The organism is Stygiolobus sp. CP850M (genome assembly GCF_037389425.1).
GTDB lineage: Archaea > Thermoproteota > Thermoprotei_A > Sulfolobales > Sulfolobaceae > Stygiolobus.
On sequence record NZ_JBBHKR010000064.1, the window covers coordinates 184596 to 209413 of the forward strand.

The 24818-nt window shown below is 38.7% G+C and carries 33 protein-coding genes; 13 read left to right on the plus strand and 20 right to left on the minus strand.

Features of this window, described 5'->3' with window-relative positions; genetic code table 11:
• Positions 1-3: 3 nt before the first annotated feature.
• Positions 4-405 carry a metal-sulfur cluster assembly factor gene (locus WIW89_RS08400; protein WP_221288080.1) on the plus strand — a complete coding sequence of 134 codons (402 nt, stop codon included), beginning with the start codon at positions 4-6 and terminating at the stop codon, positions 403-405.
• A gap of 24 nt (positions 406-429) precedes the next feature.
• A complete protein-coding gene (serS, locus tag WIW89_RS08405; protein ID WP_337720403.1) occupies positions 430-1794 on the plus strand; it encodes a serine--tRNA ligase in 1365 nt (454 codons plus the stop codon).
• On the opposite strand, the gene WIW89_RS08410 is transcribed toward serS, so the two are convergent.
• Together WIW89_RS08410 and WIW89_RS08415 are read right to left on the minus strand one after the other, a co-directional pair.
• Positions 1795-3318: a B12-binding domain-containing radical SAM protein gene (locus tag WIW89_RS08410; protein ID WP_337720404.1), complete on the minus strand. Its 1524-nt coding sequence runs from the start codon at positions 3316-3318 to the stop codon at positions 1795-1797.
• A 46-nt stretch (positions 3319-3364) separates the two neighbouring features.
• Positions 3365-3601: a hypothetical protein gene (locus WIW89_RS08415; protein WP_337720405.1), complete on the minus strand. Its 237-nt coding sequence runs from the start codon at positions 3599-3601 to the stop codon at positions 3365-3367.
• A gap of 58 nt (positions 3602-3659) precedes the next feature.
• Here WIW89_RS08415 and WIW89_RS08420 point away from each other — a divergent pair, with 58 nt between their 5' ends.
• Positions 3660-4079: an HIT family protein gene (locus tag WIW89_RS08420; protein WP_337720406.1), complete on the plus strand. Its 420-nt coding sequence runs from the start codon at positions 3660-3662 to the stop codon at positions 4077-4079.
• 4 nt (positions 4080-4083) lie between these two features.
• Here WIW89_RS08420 and WIW89_RS08425 read toward each other — a convergent pair whose 3' ends face one another.
• From WIW89_RS08425 to pyrB, 10 genes are all read right to left on the minus strand, one after another.
• Entirely contained in the window at positions 4084-4389 is a 306-nt protein-coding gene (locus tag WIW89_RS08425; protein WP_337720407.1) for a DNA-directed RNA polymerase subunit M, read from the minus strand.
• A 134-nt stretch (positions 4390-4523) separates the two neighbouring features.
• Entirely contained in the window at positions 4524-4991 is a 468-nt protein-coding gene (locus WIW89_RS08430; protein ID WP_443296425.1) for an Lrp/AsnC family transcriptional regulator, read from the minus strand.
• A gap of 59 nt (positions 4992-5050) precedes the next feature.
• A complete protein-coding gene (locus WIW89_RS08435) occupies positions 5051-5653 on the minus strand; it encodes a MarC family protein (RefSeq protein ID WP_337720408.1) in 603 nt (200 codons plus the stop codon).
• Complete coding sequence (locus WIW89_RS08440; protein ID WP_337720409.1) at positions 5650-5958, minus strand: hypothetical protein; 309 nt, start codon at positions 5956-5958, stop codon at positions 5650-5652. Before WIW89_RS08440 ends, WIW89_RS08435 begins: the two co-directional genes overlap by 4 nt.
• On the minus strand, positions 5924-6229 hold the full coding sequence (locus tag WIW89_RS08445) for a hypothetical protein (protein ID WP_443295719.1): 306 nt from the start codon (positions 6227-6229) through the stop codon (positions 5924-5926). The genes WIW89_RS08440 and WIW89_RS08445 overlap by 35 nt, the downstream gene beginning before the upstream one ends.
• 11 nt (positions 6230-6240) lie before the next feature.
• Positions 6241-7149 (minus strand): dihydroorotate dehydrogenase PyrD, encoded by a 909-nt coding sequence (gene pyrD / locus WIW89_RS08450; RefSeq protein WP_337720410.1) that lies wholly within the window; start codon positions 7147-7149, stop codon positions 6241-6243.
• Positions 7127-8293 carry a dihydroorotase gene (gene pyrC / locus WIW89_RS08455; RefSeq protein ID WP_337720411.1) on the minus strand — a complete coding sequence of 389 codons (1167 nt, stop codon included), beginning with the start codon at positions 8291-8293 and terminating at the stop codon, positions 7127-7129. The genes pyrD and pyrC overlap by 23 nt, the downstream gene beginning before the upstream one ends.
• Positions 8277-8918: a hypothetical protein gene (locus tag WIW89_RS08460; RefSeq protein ID WP_337720412.1), complete on the minus strand. Its 642-nt coding sequence runs from the start codon at positions 8916-8918 to the stop codon at positions 8277-8279. The genes pyrC and WIW89_RS08460 overlap by 17 nt, the downstream gene beginning before the upstream one ends.
• A gap of 3 nt (positions 8919-8921) precedes the next feature.
• Positions 8922-9422 carry an aspartate carbamoyltransferase regulatory subunit gene (gene pyrI, locus WIW89_RS08465; protein WP_337720413.1) on the minus strand — a complete coding sequence of 167 codons (501 nt, stop codon included), beginning with the start codon at positions 9420-9422 and terminating at the stop codon, positions 8922-8924.
• A gap of 1 nt (position 9423) precedes the next feature.
• Positions 9424-10317, minus strand: a complete 894-nt coding sequence (gene pyrB, locus WIW89_RS08470; protein WP_337720414.1) for an aspartate carbamoyltransferase — start codon at positions 10315-10317, stop codon at positions 9424-9426.
• Between the two features lie 72 nt (positions 10318-10389).
• Here pyrB and pyrE point away from each other — a divergent pair, with 72 nt between their 5' ends.
• From pyrE to WIW89_RS08485, 3 genes are read left to right on the plus strand one after another with little or no spacing between them, the layout of a single operon-like run.
• Positions 10390-10977 carry an orotate phosphoribosyltransferase gene (gene pyrE, locus WIW89_RS08475; RefSeq protein WP_337720415.1) on the plus strand — a complete coding sequence of 196 codons (588 nt, stop codon included), beginning with the start codon at positions 10390-10392 and terminating at the stop codon, positions 10975-10977.
• The gene (locus WIW89_RS08480) at positions 10970-11632 is read left to right on the plus strand and encodes an orotidine 5'-phosphate decarboxylase (RefSeq protein ID WP_337720416.1); all 663 of its coding nucleotides are present in this window, start codon (positions 10970-10972) and stop codon (positions 11630-11632) included. Before pyrE ends, WIW89_RS08480 begins: the two co-directional genes overlap by 8 nt.
• Positions 11598-12251: a hypothetical protein gene (locus WIW89_RS08485; protein WP_337720417.1), complete on the plus strand. Its 654-nt coding sequence runs from the start codon at positions 11598-11600 to the stop codon at positions 12249-12251. The genes WIW89_RS08480 and WIW89_RS08485 overlap by 35 nt, the downstream gene beginning before the upstream one ends.
• Here WIW89_RS08485 and WIW89_RS08490 read toward each other — a convergent pair.
• The 5 genes from WIW89_RS08490 to WIW89_RS08510 are packed head-to-tail and all read right to left on the minus strand — an operon-like array spanning position 12214 to position 15871.
• Positions 12214-13245: a PhoU domain-containing protein gene (locus tag WIW89_RS08490; protein WP_337720418.1), complete on the minus strand. Its 1032-nt coding sequence runs from the start codon at positions 13243-13245 to the stop codon at positions 12214-12216. The two genes, WIW89_RS08485 and WIW89_RS08490, sit on opposite strands and share 38 nt — an antisense overlap.
• Before the next feature lie 12 nt (positions 13246-13257).
• Complete coding sequence (cdvB3, locus tag WIW89_RS08495) at positions 13258-13767, minus strand: cell division protein CdvB3 (protein WP_337720419.1); 510 nt, start codon at positions 13765-13767, stop codon at positions 13258-13260.
• Between the two features lie 25 nt (positions 13768-13792).
• Positions 13793-14098, minus strand: a complete 306-nt coding sequence (locus WIW89_RS08500) for a winged helix-turn-helix domain-containing protein (protein ID WP_337720420.1) — start codon at positions 14096-14098, stop codon at positions 13793-13795.
• Positions 14099-14124: 26 nt separating this feature from the next.
• Positions 14125-15483, minus strand: a complete 1359-nt coding sequence (locus WIW89_RS08505; RefSeq protein WP_337720421.1) for a dihydrolipoyl dehydrogenase family protein — start codon at positions 15481-15483, stop codon at positions 14125-14127.
• Positions 15473-15871, minus strand: coding sequence for a hypothetical protein (locus WIW89_RS08510; protein ID WP_337720422.1), 399 nt, complete (start codon positions 15869-15871; stop codon positions 15473-15475). The genes WIW89_RS08505 and WIW89_RS08510 overlap by 11 nt, the downstream gene beginning before the upstream one ends.
• Positions 15872-15906: 35 nt before the next feature.
• Here WIW89_RS08510 and WIW89_RS08515 point away from each other — a divergent pair, with 35 nt between their 5' ends.
• Positions 15907-16548, plus strand: a complete 642-nt coding sequence (locus tag WIW89_RS08515; protein ID WP_337720423.1) for a tRNA(Phe) 7-((3-amino-3-carboxypropyl)-4-demethylwyosine(37)-N(4))-methyltransferase — start codon at positions 15907-15909, stop codon at positions 16546-16548.
• On the opposite strand, the gene WIW89_RS08520 is transcribed toward WIW89_RS08515, so the two are convergent.
• Genes WIW89_RS08520 through metG form a run of 3 tightly spaced genes read right to left on the minus strand, consistent with a single transcriptional unit; the run spans position 16462 to position 18405 of the window.
• Positions 16462-17100: a 7-carboxy-7-deazaguanine synthase QueE gene (locus WIW89_RS08520; RefSeq protein WP_337720443.1), complete on the minus strand. Its 639-nt coding sequence runs from the start codon at positions 17098-17100 to the stop codon at positions 16462-16464. The two genes, WIW89_RS08515 and WIW89_RS08520, sit on opposite strands and share 87 nt — an antisense overlap.
• Positions 17081-18070 carry an NOG1 family protein gene (locus WIW89_RS08525; RefSeq protein ID WP_337720424.1) on the minus strand — a complete coding sequence of 330 codons (990 nt, stop codon included), beginning with the start codon at positions 18068-18070 and terminating at the stop codon, positions 17081-17083. The genes WIW89_RS08520 and WIW89_RS08525 overlap by 20 nt, the downstream gene beginning before the upstream one ends.
• Complete coding sequence (metG, locus tag WIW89_RS08530) at positions 18064-18405, minus strand: methionine--tRNA ligase subunit beta (RefSeq protein ID WP_337701548.1); 342 nt, start codon at positions 18403-18405, stop codon at positions 18064-18066. The genes WIW89_RS08525 and metG overlap by 7 nt, the downstream gene beginning before the upstream one ends.
• Positions 18406-18516: 111 nt before the next feature.
• Here metG and purC point away from each other — a divergent pair, with 111 nt between their 5' ends.
• From purC to WIW89_RS08560, 6 genes are read left to right on the plus strand one after another with little or no spacing between them, the layout of a single operon-like run.
• On the plus strand, positions 18517-19221 hold the full coding sequence (gene purC / locus WIW89_RS08535) for a phosphoribosylaminoimidazolesuccinocarboxamide synthase (RefSeq protein WP_337710298.1): 705 nt from the start codon (positions 18517-18519) through the stop codon (positions 19219-19221).
• Between the two features lie 14 nt (positions 19222-19235).
• Complete coding sequence (gene purS / locus WIW89_RS08540) at positions 19236-19505, plus strand: phosphoribosylformylglycinamidine synthase subunit PurS (RefSeq protein WP_337720425.1); 270 nt, start codon at positions 19236-19238, stop codon at positions 19503-19505.
• On the plus strand, positions 19480-20160 hold the full coding sequence (purQ, locus tag WIW89_RS08545; RefSeq protein ID WP_337710427.1) for a phosphoribosylformylglycinamidine synthase I: 681 nt from the start codon (positions 19480-19482) through the stop codon (positions 20158-20160). The genes purS and purQ overlap by 26 nt, the downstream gene beginning before the upstream one ends.
• Positions 20157-22280 carry a phosphoribosylformylglycinamidine synthase subunit PurL gene (gene purL, locus WIW89_RS08550; protein WP_337720445.1) on the plus strand — a complete coding sequence of 708 codons (2124 nt, stop codon included), beginning with the start codon at positions 20157-20159 and terminating at the stop codon, positions 22278-22280. Before purQ ends, purL begins: the two co-directional genes overlap by 4 nt.
• A complete protein-coding gene (gene purF / locus WIW89_RS08555) occupies positions 22273-23601 on the plus strand; it encodes an amidophosphoribosyltransferase (protein ID WP_337720426.1) in 1329 nt (442 codons plus the stop codon). The genes purL and purF overlap by 8 nt, the downstream gene beginning before the upstream one ends.
• A gap of 4 nt (positions 23602-23605) precedes the next feature.
• Complete coding sequence (locus WIW89_RS08560) at positions 23606-24817, plus strand: amidophosphoribosyltransferase (protein WP_337710295.1); 1212 nt, start codon at positions 23606-23608, stop codon at positions 24815-24817.
• The last annotated feature ends 1 nt before the right edge of the window (position 24818 follow it).

The window sequence follows — 24818 nt, forward strand, 5'->3', positions numbered from 1 at the left end:
AAGATGGTTGAAGTCAACAAAGAAGAGTGGAAAAAGAAAATCATGGAAGCCTTGACTCAAGTTTATGATCCTGAAATCCCAGTAGACATAGTCAACTTAGGGCTAATATATGAGTTGAAAATTTCAGACGAAGGAGACGTTTACATAAAACTTGGTTTAACTGCACCCGGGTGCCCTGTCGTAGATGACCTGATTTATACTGTGGAACAAGTGATAAAGGAGACAGTTCCTGCAAAATCTGTGGAGGTTGATATAGATTTAGAAACGGTATGGTCGCCTCTAAAGATGACACCTGAAGGCAGAGAAAAGTTCAAGAAATTATATGGTTATGATATAGTAGAAATGTGGGTACAAACTTACGGCTTACCTACCGAAGATACGCAACAACAAGAACAGAAGGCATAAAATCTTTTCACCCATTTCTTACTTGTGTCTTGGAGTATATTGGAACTACTCAGGACGAATCCTGAAAAATTGAAAGAGAGTATAAGCCGAAGATTCATAGACGTTTCGTTAGTTGATAAAGCTGTTGAATTAGATAAACAGTGGAGAGCTACACTACAAGAAGTAGAAAGGCTTAGGCATGAGCATAACGTAATAAGTTCTCAAATCCCTAGAGCGCCAAAAGAACAGAAGCAAGAACTTATAAAAAAGGCTAAAGAATTGTTGAAAATACTAGAGGATAAAGAGAAAGAATTACAGAAAATTGAAGAAGAAAGAGATCAGATTCTTTCCGAGCTACCTAACGTAGTGGACGATTCAGTGCCCATTGGTCCCGATGAAAATTACAGCGTACCGATAAAAGTTTGGGGGAAGTTCAAGGTTTATGAGAAAGACGTTGATGAATTTCTCAAGCAAGTTAAGGGATTAAAGGCTGATTATGAGGTAATAAAGTGGAAACCTGTAGGACATGCGGATATGTTAGAAAACGTCCTTAAGTTGGGGGATACAAAAAAGGCTGGAGAGGTAGCAGGGTCGAGGTTTTACTATCTGTTTAGCGATATAGTCTGGTTAGATATCGCTCTCTTGAACTACGCGATAGATATAATGACCTCTAGGGGATATACTCTAGTTTTACCACCTTATATGTTGAGGGGTGAAGTCATTAAGAGTGTTATAGACTTAGATACTTTTAGAGACGCTATCTATAAGATAGAGAATGAGGATCTATATCTTATCGCCACAGCAGAGCACCCCATAGCAGCTCTATTCTTTAAAGAAGATATTCCTAAGGAGAAACTACCCTTAAAGTTTGTAGGTATTAGCCCTGCTTTTAGAAAGGAAGCCGGAGCAGCTAATAAGGACTTGAAAGGAATATTCAGAGTTCACCAGTTTCATAAAGTGGAACAATTCATATTTTCTCTTCCTGAAGAGAGTTGGAAATATCACGAGGAATTAATCTCAAATGCTGAACAAATATTCCAAGGACTTGGGCTTCCTTATAGGATTATAAATATTGCCTCTGGTGATTTGGGAGCATGTGCAGCAAAGAAGTATGATTTAGAGGTATGGATGCCTGCACAAGCGAAGTTTAGGGAGATGGTAAGTTGTAGCAATTGTTTGGATTGGCAAGCGTTTAGGATGAAAATAAGATATGTAGATTATAAGACAAACAAGAAGGGATATGTCCACACTTTAAATAGTACAGCAATTGCTAGTACAAGGACTATTACTGCAATTCTGGAAAACAACCAAAGAGAGGATGGTGTGGTGGAGATTCCTAAAGTGCTCAGAAAGTACCTAGAGGTATTTGGTGCAGCACCAAAAGACTACATATATCCTAAAAAGGAGTGATTATTTCCTTAAGTAACCTTCCAATTGGGCTTCAACTTTTTTCATTTGCTTCTTCGCAATTCTAAGAAACAGCTTTAATGTCCATCTTACCGGCATATATACGGGTGACTTGAGGTAGAACTTATTTAAAATATCCTCAGCCCAATATACATCGTGCCAGAACACTTTCTTATATAATTCAATATGTGCCTCATTTAGTTTAACCTTAGTGAACCAGTCCTTATTCTTGAAGTAACCCATAGGTACGAAGAACATCGGAACTAATATACTACGGTAGGACCTCAGGTTATCAACTAGTTCTATAGTCTTATAGACATCATCCTCAGTTTCTTCAGGCAATCCTACTATCATGGTACCGGCAGGTATTATGTTGTGATCATGCATTATCTTAAATGCTTCTTCTACAGTCTCTGGATATTCATCTACTTTATATGGTGCGGATTTAGCGGGCATTATTTCTTTTGCAAGTCTTGAGGATCCGGTCTCAATCCCTACTTCGACACCGAGGTAGTTCTGGTGACCGTCTTCATATACGATTTCTGTTATCTTCGAGATAAGACCGTACTTCTCTTCTGAGTAACGAATTGCTGCCAGGCTGGCGTGACTCCATGCTATGCTCTTATAATATTTCTTAACTAGTTTATGCAGTTTTATAAGCGGTTCAGGTCTAGGATATATTCCTACTGCACCGTAAAACAAAACATCATCACTGTGTATTACCCCGTGTCTTACGCCATTCTTAACGTTTACTTGTAGTTCTCTTTCAATTTTCTCTAGTGGGTAATACCTTGTTGGTCTTAACGTCACGGAGCAGAATCTGCAAGATCTCGCACATCCTCTCATTATTTCAATTAGTCCATTAACACTAGCACCTTTTATTTCAGGAATTTGATCTACTGAAGGGGCTTCCTCCGCGCCAATATACACGTATTTCGGTAACGGTTCGTTATTCATTATCATTTCGGCAATTTTTACAATGTAAGTATCAGCTTCTCCGTCTACTAAGGTATCTACTTCTACTTCTTCGATCATGTCTGTTCTCCAAAGCCATTGCCATACTGACGGTCCCCCGGCTATAATCTTCATACCTCTTTGTTTTGCCTGCTTAATTTCCGGTTTATGAATTAGCTCTTGGAAACTCTTGTAATTGACAGGCTCCTTCTTTGTTATCCCCCACCATGTGGAAGATGGAGGGCCAAAAGCAAAATAATCGTGATGAGACAACATTAAGGCCTTAGCATGTGGTAAGTATTTTCCGATATGGTCTGGGTCAATAATGGCTGCCTTATAACCTGCGTCAATTAGTGCTGCTTCTATTTTCCTCATTCCGTAAGGTGCTTCCTTCGGTCTTCCTAATTCATCTGTCTTCATTTTAGGGCAAGCTAACCACTTCCACGCCTTCTCAGGAATTCCTATTGCAGGTCCAGTACCTAAGAAGCCCAAAAATTCCTTGCCATGATGGTTAGTCATTAGACAGCGATCAGTTGTTATTATGAAGTCAAATTTCTCTTCCAAAAAACTCACCTTTTATGTCTTTGTAAGTTTATATTTATAAAGACGTTTTTAAAAGTCATTTAAGCACGTTTCTAAGGATCCTTTTCAAATCATCAGGCAATTTGTCTCTTGAGTCTATAGTCTGTACATTATTTAAGTCTTCATTCCACTCTTCACTTTCTCCCAATTTTATATTCTTTAAAGTCTGGAATATATATATCTTTTCTCCTCTTTCATTTCTGGCTTGATGTATAATCAATTCATTTCTACCAATCTTTACCAGATATTTTGCCTCGATGGATGATATCTTCATGATTTCTAATTTAACACTTATAGGGATTAAAGCTTTAACTTTAATGTCGGGTGATTTAATGGATTCTTGCGTATTTTGTAAAATAATTAAAGGTGAACTTAAATCACAAAAAGTATATGAAGACGACTATGTGCTAGCTTTTCTAGATATTAATCCGATTCATAAAGGACATACACTCGTGGTAAGTAAAAAGCATTACGATAACATATACGAGATTCCAGATGATGAATTAAAAAAAGTTATTGTAGTAGTAAAAAAGGTTGCTACAGCAATAAAAAAGATGGGTGCGGATGGTATTAATGTTGTCCAAAATAATGATGAAGCAGCAGGACAAAGAGTGTTTCACATCCACTTTCACGTGGTTCCGAGATATAAAGGCGACCGTATTAAGATAGACACAATAGAGGATAGGACCAGATATAAAGATGAAAATGAAATGAGAGAATATGCGGATAAGATTAGAAGGTTTTTAAGTTAGTACTTTACTCCTCTTCAGATTCGTCACTTTCTTCAAATTCTTCCCTGAGCAGTTCAAGTCCTATTTCCTTATAATATTCTTCCCTCTCCTGCTCTAGTTGTTCTTCCTCTAGCCTTCTTTCTCCTTTATCACTCACCAAAGAGGTAGTAAGGACTTTGTTGCTTTTATCAGCTTTTTCTTTCACACTATACTCTTTTTTCGCTTTTTCATTGAGTTCCTTCTCGTAACCACATTTATTGCACTTTAGTATCTCTTTGCCATCCTTCTTGGTAGGTACTAGCACTCCTCCACATCTAGGACAGAACTGCATTAACTGGTCACCACATATTGTAGTAAAGCCTAGAAAATGTATAAAAGGCTTTTGCCTATCTTGGCTGATCCTAGGACAACCCTTTATTAATAGGGATAGTTTATTTATAATAAATCAATCAAAAAAGGATAGATTTAAACAATTTTAATCCTAGGATCTTCTTTAACTACGTTAAGAACTATACTCGTGTGAGTTCTCTCCACCTTAGGGTTCTTTAATAAGCTCTTCAGAAAGTTGTCGAGATCTTCTACACTGCGGAACTTCGCTATTACTGCGACGTCGTATTCTCCTACAATATCGTAGACTGCGATAACATTATCTAGATTGGCTATTTCTCTTTCAAATTCAACTAAATGTTTTCCATCTACCTTAGCCATTATTATGCTTGTAAGTGAATAGCCTAATTTTGAATAGTCAATCAATGCTGTAAATCCTTTTATTACGCCCTCTTGGACAAGCCTGAATAATCTATTATGAAGAGTCGCGGGTGATACATTCATTTCTTCCGCTAGTTTTCTTAAACTTACTCTTGAGTCTTTTAGTAGCTCAATTAATAATTTCCTATCAACTGTGTCTATCTCAACCCGTTTTCTATCAGACATGAAGTTCATGATTATTAAATGACTACCCGTTAAAAAATTTTCATTTTAATAAGGATTTGTCATACAAACTTGAGCTGAGATATACCAGCTAGTATTAATTGTATTCCAAAGGCAGCTATGATTATAGCGGTGAATCTGCCCGCAGCAACTGTTCCAGTTTCACCTAATACTCTTACTAGTATTGGTCCTACAAGGAGTGAGAAATAGACTAAAAGTGTAACTACAATACTACTTAAAATTAATGTTACTGGATTATAAGATACAGATAACGTAATTAAAGCTGTCATAGTTCCAGGGCCTACTAGAAGTGGTGTTGCTATTGGAGTGATTAGAGCTTCCTCTAACTTTTTCACGAATCTGAGTTGTTGGAAACCACCCATAGTATCGATACCCAAGTAAACTAGAAGAATCCCACCTGCAATTTCCAGTGCTTGAGGTGATATTCCAAGAAAATCAAGTAAGGGTTTCCCTAGTATTGAAAACAAAACTAAAAGTACTCCAATAGCAACTGTTATTTTATTCACAACAAATTTCCACGTTATCTTCTCCTCTCTAGCAGCCTCTTCATAAACCGCTAATAAGTACGGTAGTACAGAAAAAGGGTCTATAATTGCAAACAATTTTACTGTAATTATTGGTATTGGTGAAAATATATCTGTCATTCTAGTAGGCTTAACACGTCTCTGAGAATTTTAATTCTTTCCTCTTTATTTTCGGTGAAAGAAGCTAAAACCAACTTACTGAGCACTTTGTAGATAGTAGAAATTTCCTTCTTACACTGTTCATTACCTAATTGGAGTTCATTTACTCTACTTTCTAAACTTTGCAAAGAATAAAGTAATTGTGTTATGATGTCCTCTTCTCCGTGTTCATGATGATGGTGATGATGTTCTTCTTGCTCTACTTCTCTTTGTATTTCAGCTATATCATCCTCATTCTTTGGAATCTTGTCTATCCTGAACTTCATTTTCCTCTCCACCCTCAGTATCTACGTTTCTTACTTCTTTCATATCTATATCTTGAATTATTAATTTATCTACGCCCATCTTGAGATAGTGTTTAATGACAATACTTATCTTGCCTGCTGCCCTAACTGGGATGCACTCAGTCTCTACCTCCTCTCCCGTCACCAGCTTAGCTATTACCTTAGCCTCTTTTTTAGCCTCGTCACAATATTCAACGTCTACCGATTGTATCTTGCCCATATACAGTAGTGATTCTATGTCTCTTCCTTTCATAGGTATTCTGTTCACTTTCTCACACCTATACCAATCACTTCTTCAATCTTTAATCCTTTCTCCTTTAAATAAGTGTTAAAACCCTCACGTATCTCCAAAATTACTTCGTAACCTCTGTCGATAATCGCTGTTCCTAAACCCACTAACTTCGCTCCAACAGCGATTAGTTCTAACGCATCTTCCCACGTAAATACTCCTCCCATCCCGATTATTTCTGTATCGTACTCCTTATACACGTCATGGATAATCCTCACAGCTAACTGATGTATGCACTTCCCTGATATACCACCTGTACCGTAGCTTAGGATAGGCTTAAACTCCTCTCTATCTAAAGCTAACCCCTTAAGTGTATTTATCAGGGTAATTCCTTTAGCTCCCCCTTCAAGGGCTTTTCCTGCCAGTTCTACAGTATTGTCCCAAGGACCTAATTTTACGAACACGGGGAGTGAAGTTACACTGCTCACTTCTTTAGTGATGTCCAGTGTAAATTTTGAGGTTGATTCACCGTAACCTTTTCTGTTAGGGCTACTTAGGTTCAGTTCTATCATTTTCACTTTCTCTCTTAAAGCCTTGTTAGTAGTTCTCAACTCTTCGAATCTCTCTACCACTTTCTTTATTTCACCTATACTGTTTCCCCCTATACTTAGAATTAAATTACAGTCAGATTTAACCTGAAACCCCTCCAGTGAGTCTATCCCCGGGTTACCCAAACCTATTGCATTCATGTAACAACCATTACTTAATTTAATCACTGTAGGAGGTTTGTGGGGCTCTAATGCGTTTAATGTTAGCGTCTTCATCGTTATTGCTGAAGGCGAATATTTTTCGCAAATTTTATTCATAAATTTATCCACGAGAGGGACTATGCCAGAGCTTATTATAAAAGGGTCTTTAAATTCAATTCCTGCTACTTTCAGCAATTATGTTCACTCCCCTAATAGGATATACAGTTTCTCCGTCATATGCTAGCTTCCCTTCTACAATAACGTTAGTTACCTTAGCTTCTAAAGGAAACTGGTCTAGAGGGGTTTGTGTTACTTTACTGAATTTAGTAGAGTATCTCCAACTCTCCCTTTTGATTATTGTAAATGTAGCTGAGTACCCCTCCTTTATCTCTCCAGCTTTAATACCCGTGATCTTAGCAGGGTTCTCGGCTAGTAATTTAACAGCCCTATTTAACTCCATGAGTCCCTTAAACACTAACGTATAAATAAACGGAGTTGTGAAAGATACAGTTGCTATTCCAGGTGGGCATAGGTCGAATGGCAGAGACTTCTCCCTTTCGGTATGTGGCGCATGATCACTTGCCAATGCATCCGTCTCATGTAATCCTAGAAGGAATAATTCCAGTCTAGTCTTATAATCCCTAATTGGGGGGTTTACCTTACTTAGGCAATCCTTTTCTCCTTCTACTAATATGTGGTGTGGTGTTATATCAGTCGAAAATCCTAAGTTTTTTGCGAGCCTCAACGTCTCTAAATTAGTTATATGTGTTATGTGTATCTTTCCATTTACCATGTAAAGCGACGCAAGTTCCATCCACTTGTCTCTGAGCCTTCTGTCAACCGTTAGAGCAAGGGGTATTTCAGGATGAAGTATTTTAAGCTTTTTACTCTTTTCAAGGATTAATTTAGTTTCCTCTTTTTCTAGATCCTCAGGAAATATTTTATACCCCGCTATAGGTATTTTATCAACCTCCTCAAATTCCTTTGTAACACCGCTATATATTCCATAGTTTGTTCTAGCATATAGATCGAATTCCCTTAATCTTTCTATAACTCTTTCTTTTGTATTTACTGGCGGTATTGTGTTTGGCATGTCAAATACAGTACCGACTCCACCGTAAACAGCTTCACTAGTCGCAGATGTTACCGTCTCCTTATATGACAACTTGGCCCCCCTAACGTGGACGTGAATATCAACAGAGCTGGGTAAAATAAGCTCGTCGGGTCTGAACTCAATATCTGGTTTACAGTTCTTTCTAATTTCTCTTATGTTTCTATCTATGTTTATACACAGCTCGGTAATTTCCCCGTAATAGTAGGTTTTACCTCTGATCCACAAGTTCCCTCACTTCCACAAAGGGTCCTTCAATACAAGGTAGTATTCCGTTATAATTACACTCACCACAGACTCCCAAATTACAGTTCATTTTTACCCATCTCACGTATACCAGAGCATTTAAAGGGAGAGTTTTTACATCAGATTCAGGAACGGATGCTAGGATTAAATCATATTCTTTACTATCTTGTAAGCTCTTTACTGTCTCGAATTCTCCGACATCACATTTTTCTAAGCAATATATGTTGACTTTAGACCCACTTTCGCTAAGTACTTTTAACGCGTACCTTAAATCGAGATAATTCTTTTTGTTTTTGATAATTCCTAGCACACTTCCGGTCTTACCAAAGTTAATCGGCTTACCGAGAGGTCCCTTTATTAATAATTTCTTTTTACCCTGAATCATGGTGATGAGTTTCTGACTTTCAATAAAGAGCGTCAAAACTTTATTTTCCTCATCGTAATCACCTACGGTTAAAGGGATTTCTAATTCTTTTGGAAAAATTATGCTGATGTATTGACCGGCTCTAGGTTTGAAAGGGTATTTAACCGAAACTCTGTTTATCTCAAACATCTTGTCATAAGAAACAGAAATTACATCGCTATATATCAACTCATTAAACAGCATTAGTTACACCGGTTTTGTTTGAGGGTTGCCCAGTATCTGTCTAATTACGTCGTTTTCATCTATTTCTGTCTCGCAATACTCGCATCTCATTTTCAACGGTTTTACTTTAACAGTCCTGAAAACAGATGTTGCCTCTATATCGTTATTGGTTATACAGTGAGGGTTAGGACACCTCAGAATTCCCTTTACTACCTCAGGCACTTTTAACTGCTTTTTCTCAACGACCTCATAATCCCTTATGATGTTAATCGTGGCAGTAGGAGCTATTAGTGTAATTAAGTTGGCCTCGTTTTCACTTACTTCCTTGTCTTCGATCTTGACTATATCCTTCTTTCCTATTCTTTTACTTTCTACGTTAAGTACAATAGCTACTCTTAATCCTTCCGAGCCCGTTATCTTTAGTACTTTCAATACTGCGAGTGCTCTTCCAGCAGGTATGTGATCTATAACCGTTCCGTTCTTAATTTTACTTACTAATAGTTCTTTTTTTGTAGGTTCTTCCATTTTACTCACCTAAAATTTTTTCGAGTAAAGCCATTCTGACGGGCACTCCGTAGGAAGCTTGTTCAAAATACTTTGCATGTGCTGTCTTGTCCACTCTTCTGTCGATCTCATTAACTCTCGGCAATGGGTGAAGAATGATACTATCTTTCTTCATTTTACTCACTAAATTTAAGTCTACTATATAGCTCTCCTTGATCCTCTCGTATTCAAGTTCATCTAAGAACCTCTCTTTTTGTATTCTCGTAACGTAGAGCACGTCTATATCCTCAATGACATCGTAGACGTTTGAGGTAATTTTGTAGGGATAATTCAACTCTTCTAAGAATTCATTTCTCGGTCTAAGTTGTGGAGGGGAGATTAAATACACGCTTTTTGGCTTAAATCTTGTTAGCATTCTTAGGAAGCTATTTACTGTTCTAGCGTATTTAAGGTCGCCAAGTAGTCCGTAAATTAGACCATCGGTTGTTCCGAAGTGGTTAAACACGGTGAAAAGGTCTATTAGAGTTTGTGTAGGGTGTTCATGTTTACCGTCTCCTGCATTAATTACCGGTTTATCCGTAACCTCAGATGCAAGCTTCGCTGCACCATCAAATTTGTGTCGTATTACTATTGCGTCAGAGTAATTATCTAACATCCTGATTGTATCTGCTAAGTTTTCTCCCTTAGTTACTGAAGTTCCTTCAGCTCCAGAGAAACCGATTACATTTCCTCCCAAGTTTATAACCGCCTTATTAAAGCTCAAGTAAGTCCTTGTACTAGGCTCGAAGAAGGCTAGAGCTACGGTTTTTCCTCTTAATGAATCACCTTTTTGTTCCTTCACGAACTTAGAAGCTAACTTGAAGATCTCTTCTACATCTTCTCTTGTTAAGTCATATGAAGAGATTATACTTTTCACAAAAGCCCTTGTTTTAGCTTTGTTGGAAGATTATTTAAAGTCTTTTACGATTAAGTATAAAGCCGATAAGGGATGGAATTCGCTAAAAGTATTCTTGAAAAAAGATTATTATTAATAGGTAATTTTATACTCACCTCTGGTAAAGTCAGTCCATATTATTTAGACCTCAGGAGACTACCTAATTATCCAGAGATATTTAACGAAGTAGTGAATAAAGCTACTGAGATAATAAAAGGTCTGGATTTCGACATCATAATAGGAATAGCTACTGGAGGGATTCCATTCGCATCATTTCTAGCATGCAAGCTTCAGAAACCTTTAGGTTATATAAGGAGTGAGAAAAAGGGATATGGTACAGATCGTTTGGTTGAGGCGGAAGTACAAGGAAAAAAAGTTATCATAGTTGATGACGTGGTAACTACTGGGGGGTCTATATTAAGGGCCGTTGATGAGGTGAGGAAGAACGGCGGATTAGTTAATTATGCACTCGCTATAGTAGATAGGCAAGAAGGTGCTTCTAAAAAGCTAAAAAATATAGATGTAAATTTAATCTCAGTCTATAAAATAAGTGATATCCTAAACTACCTTCTTTCCTCGGACTTAATAAACGACACTGATAAGAAAGCTATAAAGGAGTATTTGGTGAATAATATTGAGTAAAACTATACTAGCCTTGGATATAGTCCTACCAATTAAGACACTTAAAGGTATCAGGGACTATATTCCCAAGGTGAAATTTAGCTATATCACTTTGCTTGATGGAGGGTTGGAGTACCTAAAGGAAGTTTATAAGTTGGGTTGGGAAGAAGTGATTTTTGATTTAAAACTTGCCGATATTGACTCTACTATGGTTGGGATAGTCAGTAGGCTGACTAGTTTTTCAGATTCCTTTATCTCTCATTCCTTTATAGGGTTCGAAGGAGCTCTTGACACTCTCTCATTCTTTTTATCAAAGGAAGGTAAGGGACTATATTTGGTTCTTTCTATGTCTCATAAAGGTTGGAACGATTCTTTCTACCCGTATTTGAAGGATATTGCTAAACACGTCAATCCTAAGGGATTTGTGGTCGGAGCTACTAAACCAGAAATGATTAAGGTAGTCAGGAATGACTTCCCTGAAAAATTGATTATATCACCAGGTGTGGGAGTTCAGGGAGCTTTGTTTGGAGACGCGTTATGTAATGGTGCCGATTATGAAATCGTAGGTAGAAGTATATATTCCTCGACTGACCCTGTTAAAACTACCCGTGAATTAGTTGCTAAGCAAGAGGTAAGGGTTAATGAGTGCAAGGAAGTTTCAGAAAATAGAAAATAATGACTTAAGTTTAAAACTTGCAAAGATCGCAAAGTTGATTTACAAAGCCGAAGAAATACATGAAGATACGGGGGAAGAGCCTACAACGGACTTTCAGAAATTATACACACAAGGGGGTGTTAAAGGAACCGAAATTGGTAAAGGGAAAGTCAGTTACTTTGCTTTATATGAGGAATTTGCTAAAGTCTACATAGAGTTTATCAGTAAAGTAATGGGTACTTACGCCTCAAAGACGAGAGAGACAGAAATAGAGTTCATTAATATACTTCTTGATGACGGCAATTATCTCGTGTTAGAGGGAGAAGAGGATAGAGTAGTGATTCCCCATCCCTCAGCTATTGCCTCTACTCATACTCATCCTAACGTCTGCGTTTTCTCCTATAGGGATCTCGAAACAGCTTCTCACCTATTTATAAAGAATTACCTAGCGGTGGGAGTAACCACGGACGAATGTTTGTTACTGATTTTCAGAAAAGGTGCTTACACGTTAGAGGATAAGAACGAGCTGGAGAAACTGGCAAGGATAACTAAAAAGAGTAAAACACTGCAAGAAGTTCTAAACGGTTATAAAAACTCAAGGTTTAATCAGTTAGCTCTTCAAATGGTTCGGATTGTTTAGCAAGGAGATCTATTATTGCTTCCGCTATGTCGATGGAATATCTTATAGCCCTTCTAAGGGAGTCCATGATTATCAGTAGAGACCCTGTTTTCTTGGGATCAAGTTGAGAGGAGAGAATAGATTGGGTTATAAGAGCATTAGAATTTAACAAGTCATACTCTTTCTTAATTACGTCGTGGGCTATATTCCCGTCTTTGTTGAAGAATGCGTTTACTGAAGTCTTATAGAAGTCTGCAGTAGTTTTACCGTGATCATATACTCTTTTGTCCTCAAGTCTCTCCAAGGTCTGAAGTTGTTGTAATATCCTTACTGAGTGATCGGAAATCCTCTCTATAGATTTCACAACTGAGAATATATTTATTATCTGAGTCAAGTTATATCCTTCGTTCTCGAGAATATCTGAGTATTCAACCGACAAGGAAAGTTGTCTTACAGTGTAAAAGTAAAACCTATCTACGTCATCATCTCTATCAGAGATTTCTTTACTGAGTTTCTCATCCCCTTCCCACAAGGCATCCATCGAGTCCCTCAACATATTATAGGAGATGTTGAATGCTCTACTAATGGACTTAGTCAAAGACAGATCCTTTTCATTAACTAGAAATTGAATCATTAAACTACTAGCATTCTCGTCAATAACTTCAGCCCCAAGAAGCCTTTTTCTTACTACGTCCTTTATCATCTCTCTATCGTCTGCAGTAAATCTGTTACACGATACTGTAACTAATGAATATCCTGCCATATAATATGCAATTATCTCTCTTATAACAAAGGAGATATCAGGTTTATTACAGTTGAGACCTATAGTTTTCTCTCTTTTCTCGTCTCCCTCTCTGTTTTTTGGGGTAAGTATTAATCGTAGTTGTTTGTCCTGCCTTATCTCTATCTCATCACCAGGTTTTAAGGAATGTTCCTTCACCCAATTTTTTGGTAGGGATATTATATATGTGGAACCGCCAGTTAATTGTATTTTTCTCACTATAGGCTTTATCATAGTCTATTTTCACTATATACTTGCCTCGGGGACTTTATATTTTTTATTTATCTCTTGTTTAGCGATACTTTCAGACTCAGAGAGTATTTTGTTCGCTTCTTCCGTTATATTCTGTATAAAGGGGGTTTCAGTGGTTTCAATCGGTATTAATGAATCTAAAATCTCGTCTATTATGGGAGAAAATTCAATTGAAGAACCTATTTCCTTCTTAAGTACCTTTACGGCTTCTACTACTGGAGCTAGATAACCACGAACCTCTCCAAGAATTAACACAGTCTCCAGTCTAATCTCAAGGATTTCCAAAATGATTTTCAACTGGATAAGCCTAGATATTATATTCTTGTTTATATCTGCCTCTTTTATATATTCCCTACTTAGATAGGGGAACCTACCTACATTAGATAGGGAGAGCCTTTCCAAATTTTTAACTCTACTATCGATTCTACTTACCCAGAAATCGATCTTATTAATTGCGATTTTAACGTCTGCAAGTAACTCTGATAGCGTCTTTTTCCTTCTCACAAATACCACATTTGAGCCCAAACATTTAAGAGGATTTAGTCTCCTTAAGAAGCTCATTCAAAACGTTTACATACATGCGGTAGAAAGAAGTAAGCTTATATAATGCCCCATAACCGTCTCCTTCTCTATATACTATTTGATTATCTATCAAGACCTCGAGATGATGGGTTACGGTTTTATAATCTATAGAGAGTTGCTTAGCTATCTGGTTGGCATTCATTGGAGAGCTCTCAAGTAATTTCACAATTTTAAGCCTAGTATTTCCCCCTCTGGAGGACAAAAAGAGAAATTTGAAAAGCTTTTTGACTTGCCTGATCTCTTTATCACTCACTATGGATTAGAAAAGGGTTTATAGTATTAATAAATCTCTCCGTAAATTCCGCGTTGAGAGATCTCGGTTATCACTTCTGAAATAGTAGGATGAGAGAACTGTACTTTATAGAGATCACTTAACTTCAGGGATAACTCCATAGCTAAAGCCAATGTGTTTATAACTTCCGTTGCCCCCTCACCTACCATATTAGCACCTAGAATCTTTCCTTCAGAGTCCACGTAAACTTTCAGGAATCCCTCAGGTTCATTAAGTGTCCACGCTCTCGGTATCTCCCTCATAAGGACTTTTATCTCCCGAGCATCTATTCCAGACTTCTTCAACTCTTCAGCAGTTTGCCCAACTACTCCTATTTCGAGATCTGCGAAAATTGAAGACGGAATATATTTGGGCATTTCTGTATTTTTACCACCTATATTATCTCCAGCAATAATTCCTTGTCTCCATGCCTTTGTTGCGGAGAGGGGTACTCCAGCTACATCACCTACAGCGTAAACTTTTGGATTACTAGTCCTCGCCTTATTGTCTACCTTAATGTAGCCTCTTTGGTCACTGTCTACTTTTAAAGCCTTTAGATCAATGCCGTTAGTTACTGGTTTCCTCCCTATAGTAATAACAGCTAAATCTCCCTTGACTTCTTCTGTAGATGAAGGCGTTTGTGCAGTAAATACAACTTTATCATCACTCTTTACTATCTTTGACTTGGTGTTAAGATAGATCTTAACACCTTTTTCTTCCAATCTTTTCTTTACTTCATTTGCAACTTCAATATCTATTCCTGGAACGGGCAATAGTCTTGGCATTAACTCTATAATAGTAACGTTCTTATTCATAGCCCTGAACAAGGTAGCTAACTCCACGCCAGCAACTCCTCCACCTACTATAATTATATTATTAGGTAAGGATGGTAAGTTCATTGCAGTCCATGGATCTACTACATTCCTCCCGTTTAGTGGGAAGTCTGCTAAAGAAAGAGGCTCTGAACCCGTCGCGATTACCATCATATCTGTGGTTATCACTTTTCCGTTAACCTCTACTTCCCCTTCCCTTTTTACACTGGCTTGCCCTTTTATGACGTCGATGTTATACTTCTTGAGGACTGAAGTGAAAGAATTCTTGACGTTCTTTATTATTTCGTTTTTGAATACTCCAAGTCTATCGTAATCTATCTCTACCTTTCCCGAAATCCAGTTTGATTTTGTAGTTTTGCTAACCAGCTTTACGGCATCTATTAGGGTCTTTGACGGAATACAAGCTCTGTTTAAACACTCTCCCCCGAGTTCATCTTTTTCAATTATAGCGACTTTTTTACCTAATTCCGAACTTCTTATCGCCGCAGTTAAACCTCCTATCCCTCCGCCGATTACCACTACATCATAATTCATTATTTTTCTTAATTCTCCTAGTAAGATAGGTTTTAAGCTTTTGCAAAACGCTTTGTAAGTCCTTATCCAACATCTTTATTTTATCATCGGGACAAAGAGCAAGGTACTCCAGCTCCGTAAAGACTTTAAACTCTTCTTGAATGTCGTCTAAAGATCTAGTAAGGTCTAAATATCTCTCAACAAAATATCTTCCGTTTTCACAATTCTTCATGATGAAGCTTAGTAAACCTAAATCCATCACTCTCTTTCTACCGTTCTTATTGTTCACAACAACTACTCTGACTCCTATAGGAATATCGTCGTATAGGTCGTTTATTGAGATTTCATCTGTGGAAAGAAAAATGATGGATTCCTCAGCCCTTAGAAATTTTTCAACTACCTTATTCATTAATACTTTTTAGGTCATTAAGAGTAAAAAGTGTCGTGGAAAACTGGGAAGATTATAAAAAGAAAGCATGGGAGAGAATTCTGAGAGACAAGGAGATTGGGTACCTAGATCCAGACATATTCGAAGTATTAGAGGTGTTCTTTAAAAGGAAAAAGGCATATACACAGAGTAGCTGTAGCGGTAGGGTTTCCATTATAGACTCGTATTTACCGTGGGAGAGAAAAGATTCCACTGTAGTTTATAAGAATCATATTACCTTTAGTTTGGAAGATTTAAAAGACACAATATCTAAGGGTTATGTTAGAAGGCTCTGGTTGATCGTGCAAGGTCCAATCCTACATGTGTATACTAAAGATAAGGAAGAAGCGTGGGAGTTATTGAAGATAGCTAGAGGTGCAGGGTTCAAGCACAGTGGTATTCTAACCTCAAATAATAAAGGAGTTCTGGTCGAGTTAAGAACCGGAGTAAAGATGGTTCATTACCTCTCACCTTCTTTAGACCAGAAAGAGCTGGAAGAGTTAGTATCCATTTCATTAGAGGTATTACGTAAGGGTAAGGAAAAACTTAGGAAATTAAAGGAAAGTGTTGAGTCATCTATATCTAATGAGTCTATGGAGCTGAGGGAGAACTCTAAAAGGGAGACCGAACTCCATTACGGCATCGACCAGTCTCCTTAAGGATTCCTCATAATTATTCACCCTACCGTCGGGTTGTAGGATGACTTTTTCGGGGTTTATGTTATTCCTCCTGACGAATTCAGCTACTTCCTTGAGGTCTTTTTCTGGGTTGACTATCACGAATTTGTAATAGGTCGGCCATTTATCGTCAATAAAATTATAGTTAAACTTGTAACCTGCGTTACTGAGTTTAGGTGACACAGAGAAGATGTCCACGAGTTCCACAAGTTTTTTCGGTGGTCTAATAGTTCCGCTGGTTTCAATCAAGACTTTCTGCTTTAGCTGTAGTTTAATCGCTGTAACAAGAGGTATAATGTTCTGGAGAAGCGGTTCTCCCCCCGTTATTGTAGTTAACGGTAAATTTCTGTTTAGCTGAGACAAAATGTCATCCAGTGTCATTTCCTTTCCTTCATATTTAAACCAAGAGTACTTCGTATCACACCATATACATCTTAAGTGACAACCAGCAAGCCTGATAAAGTTTGAGGGGGTACCAATTACTTCTCCTTCTCCCTGAATGGACTGAAAAATCTCACTTATCCAGTACTTTATTTCCGATCTCATGTTTCATCAAGGATATTACGTAATTTAAAAGTTCATTTATGCCGTCCCCTTTTTCAGCACTAATCTCGAATTCAGGATTGACTTTAGTTTTTATCTCTTCGTATAATTTTTCGTCTTTATCATCGATCTTATTTAGTACGGGTATTACCTTCTTTCCTAACTCTCTTACCTCTTCGTACAAGTCTAACTGTTCTTTCGCGCTGTATAATGAGGTTTTAGATACATCGAAAATGAAAAGAATTATACCATCCAGATTTTTGATCGCATTAATTGCTTGTAACTCGATCTTGTTTCTTTTAGCCATAGGTCTGTCTAATATCCCTGGTGTATCTATAACTTGGGCTTTAAAAAACCCTAAGTCTATGTGTCCTACGTGTATTTCCTTAGTAGTAAAAGGATATGATGCGACTTCCGGTTTAGCACTTGATATTTTCCCTACTAACGTGCTCTTACCCACGTTAGGGGCTCCAGCTATGACAATTGTAGGTAATGAAGGATCTATTGCTTTGAATCTCCTCAATGATTTTGCCACTTGTATAGTCCAGCTAACACATTCACTTCTCTTCCTTAGAATCGAGTTTATCCTTCCTACACACTGTCTCATAAGCTTATTTGCTTCTTCATCTTGGCTCTTCCTTATTAATCCCATATACTGTCTCGTTATCTTTCTAGACAGAATTACTGCTCTGTTAATTGCGCTTAAACACATCTTAAGTTTATCGACGTCTCCAGCTACTATTCTCACCATTTCTTGATAGAAAGGGTGGAGCTCATCCACTTTTGGGAACGTGCTCACAAATTCGCTGTATCTCGATAAAGAATCCTCTAACGATTTCACTCTCCTTAATTCTCTGTCTTTAGGAGTGTTCCCACCAATAGAAGGTATCTTGTTTAGGTAAGACTTTATAAAGTCCTCAACTTCTGGAGGTATTTTTACTTTCTCGAAGGGGTTCAACATACTTTTGTTCCTGCGGGTACTTCCCCATCTACTGTTATAATTCTCGGTTTTATTCCTTTCTCCTCATCTTCTTTACATCCGGCAGCGAGGATCATTCCCTGACTTTCAAAGCCCCTTATTTTTCTTGGTTTCAAATTAGCAATTAAGATTACTCTCTTCCCCACTAATTCTTCTGGTCTGTAAAATTCTGCAATTCCGCTTATTATCTGTCTAGTTTCCGTTCCCAAATCTACCATGAGTTTCAGGAGCTTTGTCCCCTCTATATGCTCAGCGCTTTTTACAATCCCTACTCTTAAATCTAACTTTGCGAAATCGTCGATAGTTATCTCGCTCATGTCCAGTATTTAGCTGTAGGCTTAAAATAAAATACTGTCTTTTACTTGGTTAAGTAAATATTCTTCCTTCATTTACAATAGTTTTTTATACCGCGTGTGTAAATCACGATTATGGATTTTACAAAGGTCGCAGAAGGTAAAACGAAAATAGTATATGATTACGATAAAGATCATTACCTTCTTTACTTCAAGGACTCCATAACGGCCGGAGACGGAGCTAGAAAGGATGAAATGCCGGGAAAAGGGGTATTAAACGCTCAGACATCAGCTTTCCTCTTCAGACTTCTAGAGTCTAAGGGGATAGAGACCCACTATGTAGGAATGTATGATGAAAGGACTATGATAGTGAAAAAGTTAAGCATGGTTCCAGTAGAGGTCGTCTTGAGGAATATAGCCACCGGAAGTATTGTGAAAAGGCTTCCTATAAAAGAGGGCGAAAAGTTCAACCCTCCGATAGTGGAGTTCTTCCTAAAAGACGATGAAAGGCACGATCCTTTGCTTAACTACTCTCACATGGAATACTTTAAGCTGTTTACGAGAAAGGAGGCTGAACAAGTAGAGGAAGTAATGAAGCAAGTAAATAACGTGCTGTATAAGTTATTTCTCGAAAAGGGGCTACTACTTTATGACTTTAAACTAGAATTCGGGAGGCTTGGTCACAAGCTCATTATAGGAGACGAAATTACGTTAGACTCTATGAGAATCAGGGAAAAAGATACTCTAAGAATTCTCGATAAGGATCTATATAGGAAAGGAGCCGATCTGGAGACCGTAAAGAGGAGTTACGAGGAGTTCTTCAAGAGAATAACGTCGTGAAGAGGTGGAAATGAGTGATCTACAAGGTTGAGCTAATAATACTTAATAAGGATGGGATAAGAGATCCAGAAGGAGAAACGATACAGAAATATGTCGTAGAAAAGATCAGTAAAAACGTAAATAGTACTAGAGCTGGCAAATACATTCTTTTTAACGTTGAATCTTCCAGTCCAGAAGAAGCTGAAAAGACGGTAAAGAGAATCGCAGAGGAAGGTAGGTTGTACAATCCTATAGTCCACAAGATAATTGTAAGGGTGAATAGGGACGAAGACGGCGATTATTAAGTTCCCCGGAACTACTTGTGAAGTTGATGTTTATAAAGCACTTCTTGAGGCTTCAGTTGATGCGGAAATAGTGAAATTTAAGGATTTCGATCCCGATAAATATAAGGCTGTAGTTCTACCAGGGGGGTTTAGCTTCGGTGATTATCTTAGGGCGGGTAGTATAGCGGCTAGCACGGAGACAATGAAAAAAGTCAAGCAAATGGCTGACGAGGGGAAAGTCGTCATAGGAATTTGTAACGGCTTCCAGATTTTAGTAGAAAGTGGATTGCTTGAAGGTGCCTTGTTGCCTAACCTGAATTTGAGGTTCATTAGCAAATGGGTTTATTTGAAGGTAGGAAGGAAAGACACTGTCCTGACTAAAGGTTTCGAGAAAGATATCATTAAAATGCCCATAGCCCATGCTGAGGGAAGGTACTATCACACCGATCCGGAAAGGGCTAAAAGACTTGCAGTACTCTATTATGCAGGTCAAGACGGTACTGTGGACGAGAAGTACAATCCTAACGGTTCTCTTTTTAATATAGCCTCTGTAGCTAATGAGGAAGGAAATGTAATTGGGATGATGCCCCATCCTGAGAGGGCTTCTTTCAAGTTGACTTCCCCTGACGGTGTTACGGACGGGTTACTATTGTTTAGGGGGTTGAGAAAATGGTGAGGTTGAGTCTTTCAGCTTACGAGATGGAACTAGTAAGGAAAAAGTTGGGCAGGGAACCTACTGAGGCTGAATGGGCTACAATAGACGCATTGTGGTCTGAGCATTGCTCTTACAAGTCGTCTAAGGTTTATCTGAGGAGCTTTCCGAGTACTGGGGAAAGAGTAGTGATGGGAATAGAGGACTGGCAAGATGCTGGAGCATTGGACGTAGGTGATGGCTGGGCAATCGTATTAAAACTGGAGAGTCACAATCACCCTTCAGCAATTGACCCCTTTAATGGTGCTGCTACCGGAGTAGGGGGCATTATTAGGGACATTATAAGTAAGGGTGCTGTTCCTATAGCCTTATTGGATATGATTAGAGTCGGTAACCTAAATAAAGACAGGAACAGATGGCTCCTGAAGAACATTATTAAGGGTATAGGATTTTACGGTAATAGTATTGGCGTTCCAGTAGTAGGTGGTGAACTGTCTTTTGACGAAACTTACGATGATAACCCTCTAGTAGATGTTGCAGGTATAGGTATCGTAAGAAAGGATAAAATAGTTCCCAGTGTAGCAAAACAACCTGGGCTCAGGATTGTTATAGTCGGTCTTACTGGCCTGGACGGTTTAGGAGGAGCATCTTTTGCGTCTAGGAAGCTAAGCGGAGAGAATGAGATAGGTGCTGTTCAAATTGCTGACCCCTTTGCGGGCAAGATAGTACTAGACGTTACTCTGGCTGTAGCAGATAAGGTTGACGCCATTAAGGATTTAGGAGGCGGAGGACTAGTGGTCGGGGTCACCGAAATGGCTAACGGGCTCGGTGCCGTAGTAGATCTCGACAAAGTCCCGTTAAGAGTTTCTGATTTAACTCCTGAAGAAATTCTCATCTCGGAGACTCAGGAAAGAATGCTGTTTGCTGTAAAGGAAGAAAAGGTGAAGGAAGTATGTAAAGAGTTTGAGTATTATGAATATCCATGCGCGGAAATAGGCTACTTTACAGAAGACAGTATAGTTAGGTTTCGGTATAAGGGTAAAGACGTCGTAAAGTTGCCTTCTGATTTACTTCTTTCCCCATCCCTTTTCATGTGGGATGTAAAGAGACCTACAAAACAAGTTAGGGAGAGACCAGAAATTAACATAGAAGAAGCTATAAGAAAGATGCTGATTCATCCTGATTTCGTAAGTAAGGAATGGGCTTACTCCCAGTTCGACTACGAAGTAGGTACCTCGACAGTAATAAAGCCGGGGGAAGCTGATGCGTCAGTAATAGTCTTACCGAACCAGAAATTGTTGGCTGTGAAGGGAGACGCGAATCCAGATTTATGTGAAGAGGACGCTTATGAGTGCGGTAAATACATAGTAGCAGAAACTTATAGGAACTTAGCCACAGTAGGAGCTAAAGGAATAGGGATTGTAGACCACCTTCAATTCGGTGACCCCAGAAAGCCGGAGGTTTACTACACATTCGTAGAAGCTTTAAGAGGTATTGCAGAGGCTGCGAAGTTCTTTAATACACCAGTAGTCGGCGGTAAAGTTTCTTTCCACAATGAAAACAAAGAGGGTAAACCGATAAAGCCTACACCGCTCGTTGTAATGGCTGGGCTAGTTGAAAACAAATTCCTTAGACCCTCGGTAGAGAATGGTTTAAGTGTCGTGATGCTTGGATTAACGAGAAACGAATTACGCGGTACCTTCTTGACTAAACTTTATGGTAGTTTTGGTGATGTTCCTAAGGTAAGGCTAAACGAGGATCTATTAGCAAGTGAGTTGATCATCCAAGGGATAAACGAGGGTAAAGTTAAGTTCGCGAAAGATGTGGGTAGAGGAGGATTAGTAACAGCGTTATTTCCTATCCTTATAAAGGACTTTGGGTTAGAGATTCAAACCAGACAGATAAAGACTGATGCAGGAGACGATTTGCTTGTAAAACTCTTCTCTGAATCCAGCGGTAGATTCGTGGTGTTAACTGATGACCCAGAATGGTTCATCAGGAATAAGAAGGGGGTCGTAGCGTCAATAATCGGTAAAGTCAATTCCGAATCACATGTGCTTAAGATTGACGAAAAGTCCTTAGATCTATCGCAGGAGGTTGAAAATTATCATCATTACCTCTATAAGGTGATCGAGAATGATTAAGGAGCATTGCGGAGTAGTTGGAGTGTGGAGTAAGGATAATAAAGCTACGTTTATTGTATACGAAGTGCTCAAGCTATTACAACATAGGGGTCAGGAATCTGCCGGTATTTCCTATATCGACGGAGGCATTAAGACCTTAAAAGGCATGGGTTTAGTTGAGGACGCGATAGATCCCATATTTCTTAAATCCTCTAGCTTGTCCATAGGTCATGTAAGGTATTCTACCACCGGAAAGGGGACGATAGACGAGGCACAACCCCTCAGCAACGGAAAGATATCCTTAGCATTTAACGGCACTATTCCTAATTATTACAAGTTTGGCACTAATACGGATACGGAATTCATACTTAAGGTATTAAGTGAGAGTGAGGATATTAAGGCGGGGATAAGGAAACTTGCAGACATTGCCGACGGTGCATACTCTATAGTTATATTAACCTCAGACGGAGAGTTAATAGGCTTCAGAGACCCCAAGGGCTTTAGGCCTCTAGTTATAGGTAAGATAGGAGAAAATTATGTAATTGCGTCTGAGGACTCTGCCATCAGACAATTAGGAGGGAGTATAATAAGAGATGTTAAACCAGGGGAGATGGTTTATGTGGATAAGAACGGAAATATCGAAAGCGAAATCATAGCTTCTAGCTTGGTGTCTTTCTGCTCCTTTGAGTACATTTACTTCGCCAGATCTGACTCTGTGATTGACGGAGTTTCTGTTTACTCAGCAAGAGTCAGGCTTGGTGAAATTCTTGCCGAGAAACACTACGTGGATGCTGACATAGTTGTTCCAGTACCGGAATCCTCTATCCCAATAGCCGTAGGGTATTCAAGAAAGTCTAAGATTCCTTTAGAGTTGGCATTAGTAAGGAGTATGATCGCTAAGAGGTCTTTCATAATGCCTACACAAGATAAGAGGGAAAGCGTTCTTGAGGATAAGTTTGGGGTAGTTAAGGACGTCATTCAAGGCAAAAGGATTGTGTTGATCGACGACTCCATTGTGAGAGGGAATACGATGAAGCGTATCGTTAAATTGATGAGGGATAACGGGGCAAGGGAAGTTCACGTAAGAGTCGGCTCCCCTAAAATACGTTATCCTTGCTATATGGGGATCGATTTTCCAACATCACGTGAGCTAATAGCTTATGGCAAGACGGAAAAAGAAATAGCAAGTGAAATAGGTGCAGATAGTGTAGAGTACCTCACTATTGAGGAGATGATAAGTGCGATAGGTAGGAAAGACTTATGTCACGCGTGTTTTTCTGGGGTATATCCCCTTAAATTCTCGTACGATATGTCCCAACTGGAATCCGTGTTTAAGAGGTGAAAAAATGGGAGGTATATTAGGTATATATGCATTTGATAAGATATGGAACATAAGTAAGTTCTTATACTACGGTTCAATAGGGCTCCAGCATAGGGGTTATTCCTACAGCGGTATATCGACTCTTAACGACAAGGGCTTTTCAACCATTACCAGTAACGTGGCTCCGGAGGATCTAGAAGTTAAAGGTCTAGAAGGGTGGGCCGGGGTAGCTTATAATGGGACTAAACAAGGATATCCCTTAGTGACTGATTACGGTGTTGCTGTCATAGACGGCGTTGTGAGAGATGTAGAGGGTTTGCTTAAAAGCGTTTATACAGACCCAGAGAAAGGATTACAAGCAAGTAAAGGGGTTTTTTCAATGATATTCCTTACCAAGGACGGCAGGATGATCGGTTACAGAGACGAGAGCGGAGTGAAACCCTTGGAAATAGGGGGTTTCGGTTTTGATTTGGCAATACTATCTTCAGAGACCTCTGGAATTTCCGTGATAGGAGGGGAGTTCAAGAGAGAAATCCAGCCGGGCGAAATGGTTTACATAGACACTTATAATGTATCATATTCTAGAATAAAAGATCCTAAACCTAGGTATTGTTCGATTGATATAATATACCAGAGCAGGATAGATAGCCACGTATTCGGGTTAGACATATACGACATTAGAGTTAAAATAGGAGAGCAATTAGCCAAGGAAAAAAGGATAGATGCCGATGTGGTCATAGGAGTTCCAGACACTGCAATTCCTTATGCGATTGGTTATTCTAGAAAGACTGGAATCCCTTTCACTCTCGGCTTTACGAGGACTGGTAGCCCTATAAGGACTATGCTTGCCTCAGATGACTTCCTTAAAGTAATCGGAGTTCAGCTAAAGCTTAACCCAATAAAGGCTTCTGTAAAGGGGAAGAGAGTAATCCTTGTTGACGATTCAATGGTGACTGGAAGAACCCTAAAGAACACCATCTTTAGCTTAAGATCTTTGGGAGCTAAAGAAGTTCATGTGCTGATTGGTAGCCCTAAGTTAATTTCTTACTGTCCTTACGGAATGGAAGTTCCTGAAGAAAAAGACTTGATTGCTGCTAATCTGCCAGATGAGGAAATATCAAAAGTAATAGGAGCAGACTCCATTTACTGGCTAAGCTTAGAAGGCTTGTATAAGGTCATTGGTCATAGATCCTTATGTGTAGGATGTATGACTAAGTCTTATCCCAAGGAGGTGTGAG

Excerpts from the sequence above, each read along its gene's own strand:
- WIW89_RS08400 (WP_221288080.1), top strand. The coding sequence starts at position 4 with ATGGTTGAAGTCAACAAAGAAGAGTGGAAAAAGAAAATCATGGAAGCC.
- WIW89_RS08415 (WP_337720405.1), bottom strand. The coding sequence starts at position 3,601 with ATGAAGATATCATCCATCGAGGCAAAATATCTGGTAAAGATTGGTAGA.
- WIW89_RS08420 (WP_337720406.1), top strand. The coding sequence starts at position 3,660 with ATGGATTCTTGCGTATTTTGTAAAATAATTAAAGGTGAACTTAAATCA.
- WIW89_RS08425 (WP_337720407.1), bottom strand. The coding sequence starts at position 4,389 with ATGCAGTTCTGTCCTAGATGTGGAGGAGTGCTAGTACCTACCAAGAAG.
- WIW89_RS08430 (WP_443296425.1), bottom strand. The coding sequence starts at position 4,991 with ATGTCTGATAGAAAACGGGTTGAGATAGACACAGTTGATAGGAAATTA.
- WIW89_RS08435 (WP_337720408.1), bottom strand. The coding sequence starts at position 5,653 with ATGACAGATATATTTTCACCAATACCAATAATTACAGTAAAATTGTTT.
- WIW89_RS08440 (WP_337720409.1), bottom strand. The coding sequence starts at position 5,958 with ATGAAGTTCAGGATAGACAAGATTCCAAAGAATGAGGATGATATAGCT.
- WIW89_RS08445 (WP_443295719.1), bottom strand. The coding sequence starts at position 6,229 with ATGAAAGGAAGAGACATAGAATCACTACTGTATATGGGCAAGATACAA.
- WIW89_RS08460 (WP_337720412.1), bottom strand. The coding sequence starts at position 8,918 with ATGCTGTTTAATGAGTTGATATATAGCGATGTAATTTCTGTTTCTTAT.
- pyrI (WP_337720413.1), bottom strand. The coding sequence starts at position 9,422 with ATGGAAGAACCTACAAAAAAAGAACTATTAGTAAGTAAAATTAAGAAC.
- pyrE (WP_337720415.1), top strand. The coding sequence starts at position 10,390 with ATGGAATTCGCTAAAAGTATTCTTGAAAAAAGATTATTATTAATAGGT.
- WIW89_RS08485 (WP_337720417.1), top strand. The coding sequence starts at position 11,598 with ATGAGTGCAAGGAAGTTTCAGAAAATAGAAAATAATGACTTAAGTTTA.
- WIW89_RS08490 (WP_337720418.1), bottom strand. The coding sequence starts at position 13,245 with ATGATAAAGCCTATAGTGAGAAAAATACAATTAACTGGCGGTTCCACA.
- WIW89_RS08505 (WP_337720421.1), bottom strand. The coding sequence starts at position 15,483 with ATGAATTATGATGTAGTGGTAATCGGCGGAGGGATAGGAGGTTTAACT.
- WIW89_RS08510 (WP_337720422.1), bottom strand. The coding sequence starts at position 15,871 with ATGAATAAGGTAGTTGAAAAATTTCTAAGGGCTGAGGAATCCATCATT.
- WIW89_RS08525 (WP_337720424.1), bottom strand. The coding sequence starts at position 18,070 with ATGTTGAACCCCTTCGAGAAAGTAAAAATACCTCCAGAAGTTGAGGAC.
- metG (WP_337701548.1), bottom strand. The coding sequence starts at position 18,405 with ATGAGCGAGATAACTATCGACGATTTCGCAAAGTTAGATTTAAGAGTA.
- purC (WP_337710298.1), top strand. The coding sequence starts at position 18,517 with ATGGATTTTACAAAGGTCGCAGAAGGTAAAACGAAAATAGTATATGAT.
- purF (WP_337720426.1), top strand. The coding sequence starts at position 22,273 with ATGATTAAGGAGCATTGCGGAGTAGTTGGAGTGTGGAGTAAGGATAAT.
- WIW89_RS08560 (WP_337710295.1), top strand. The coding sequence starts at position 23,606 with ATGGGAGGTATATTAGGTATATATGCATTTGATAAGATATGGAACATA.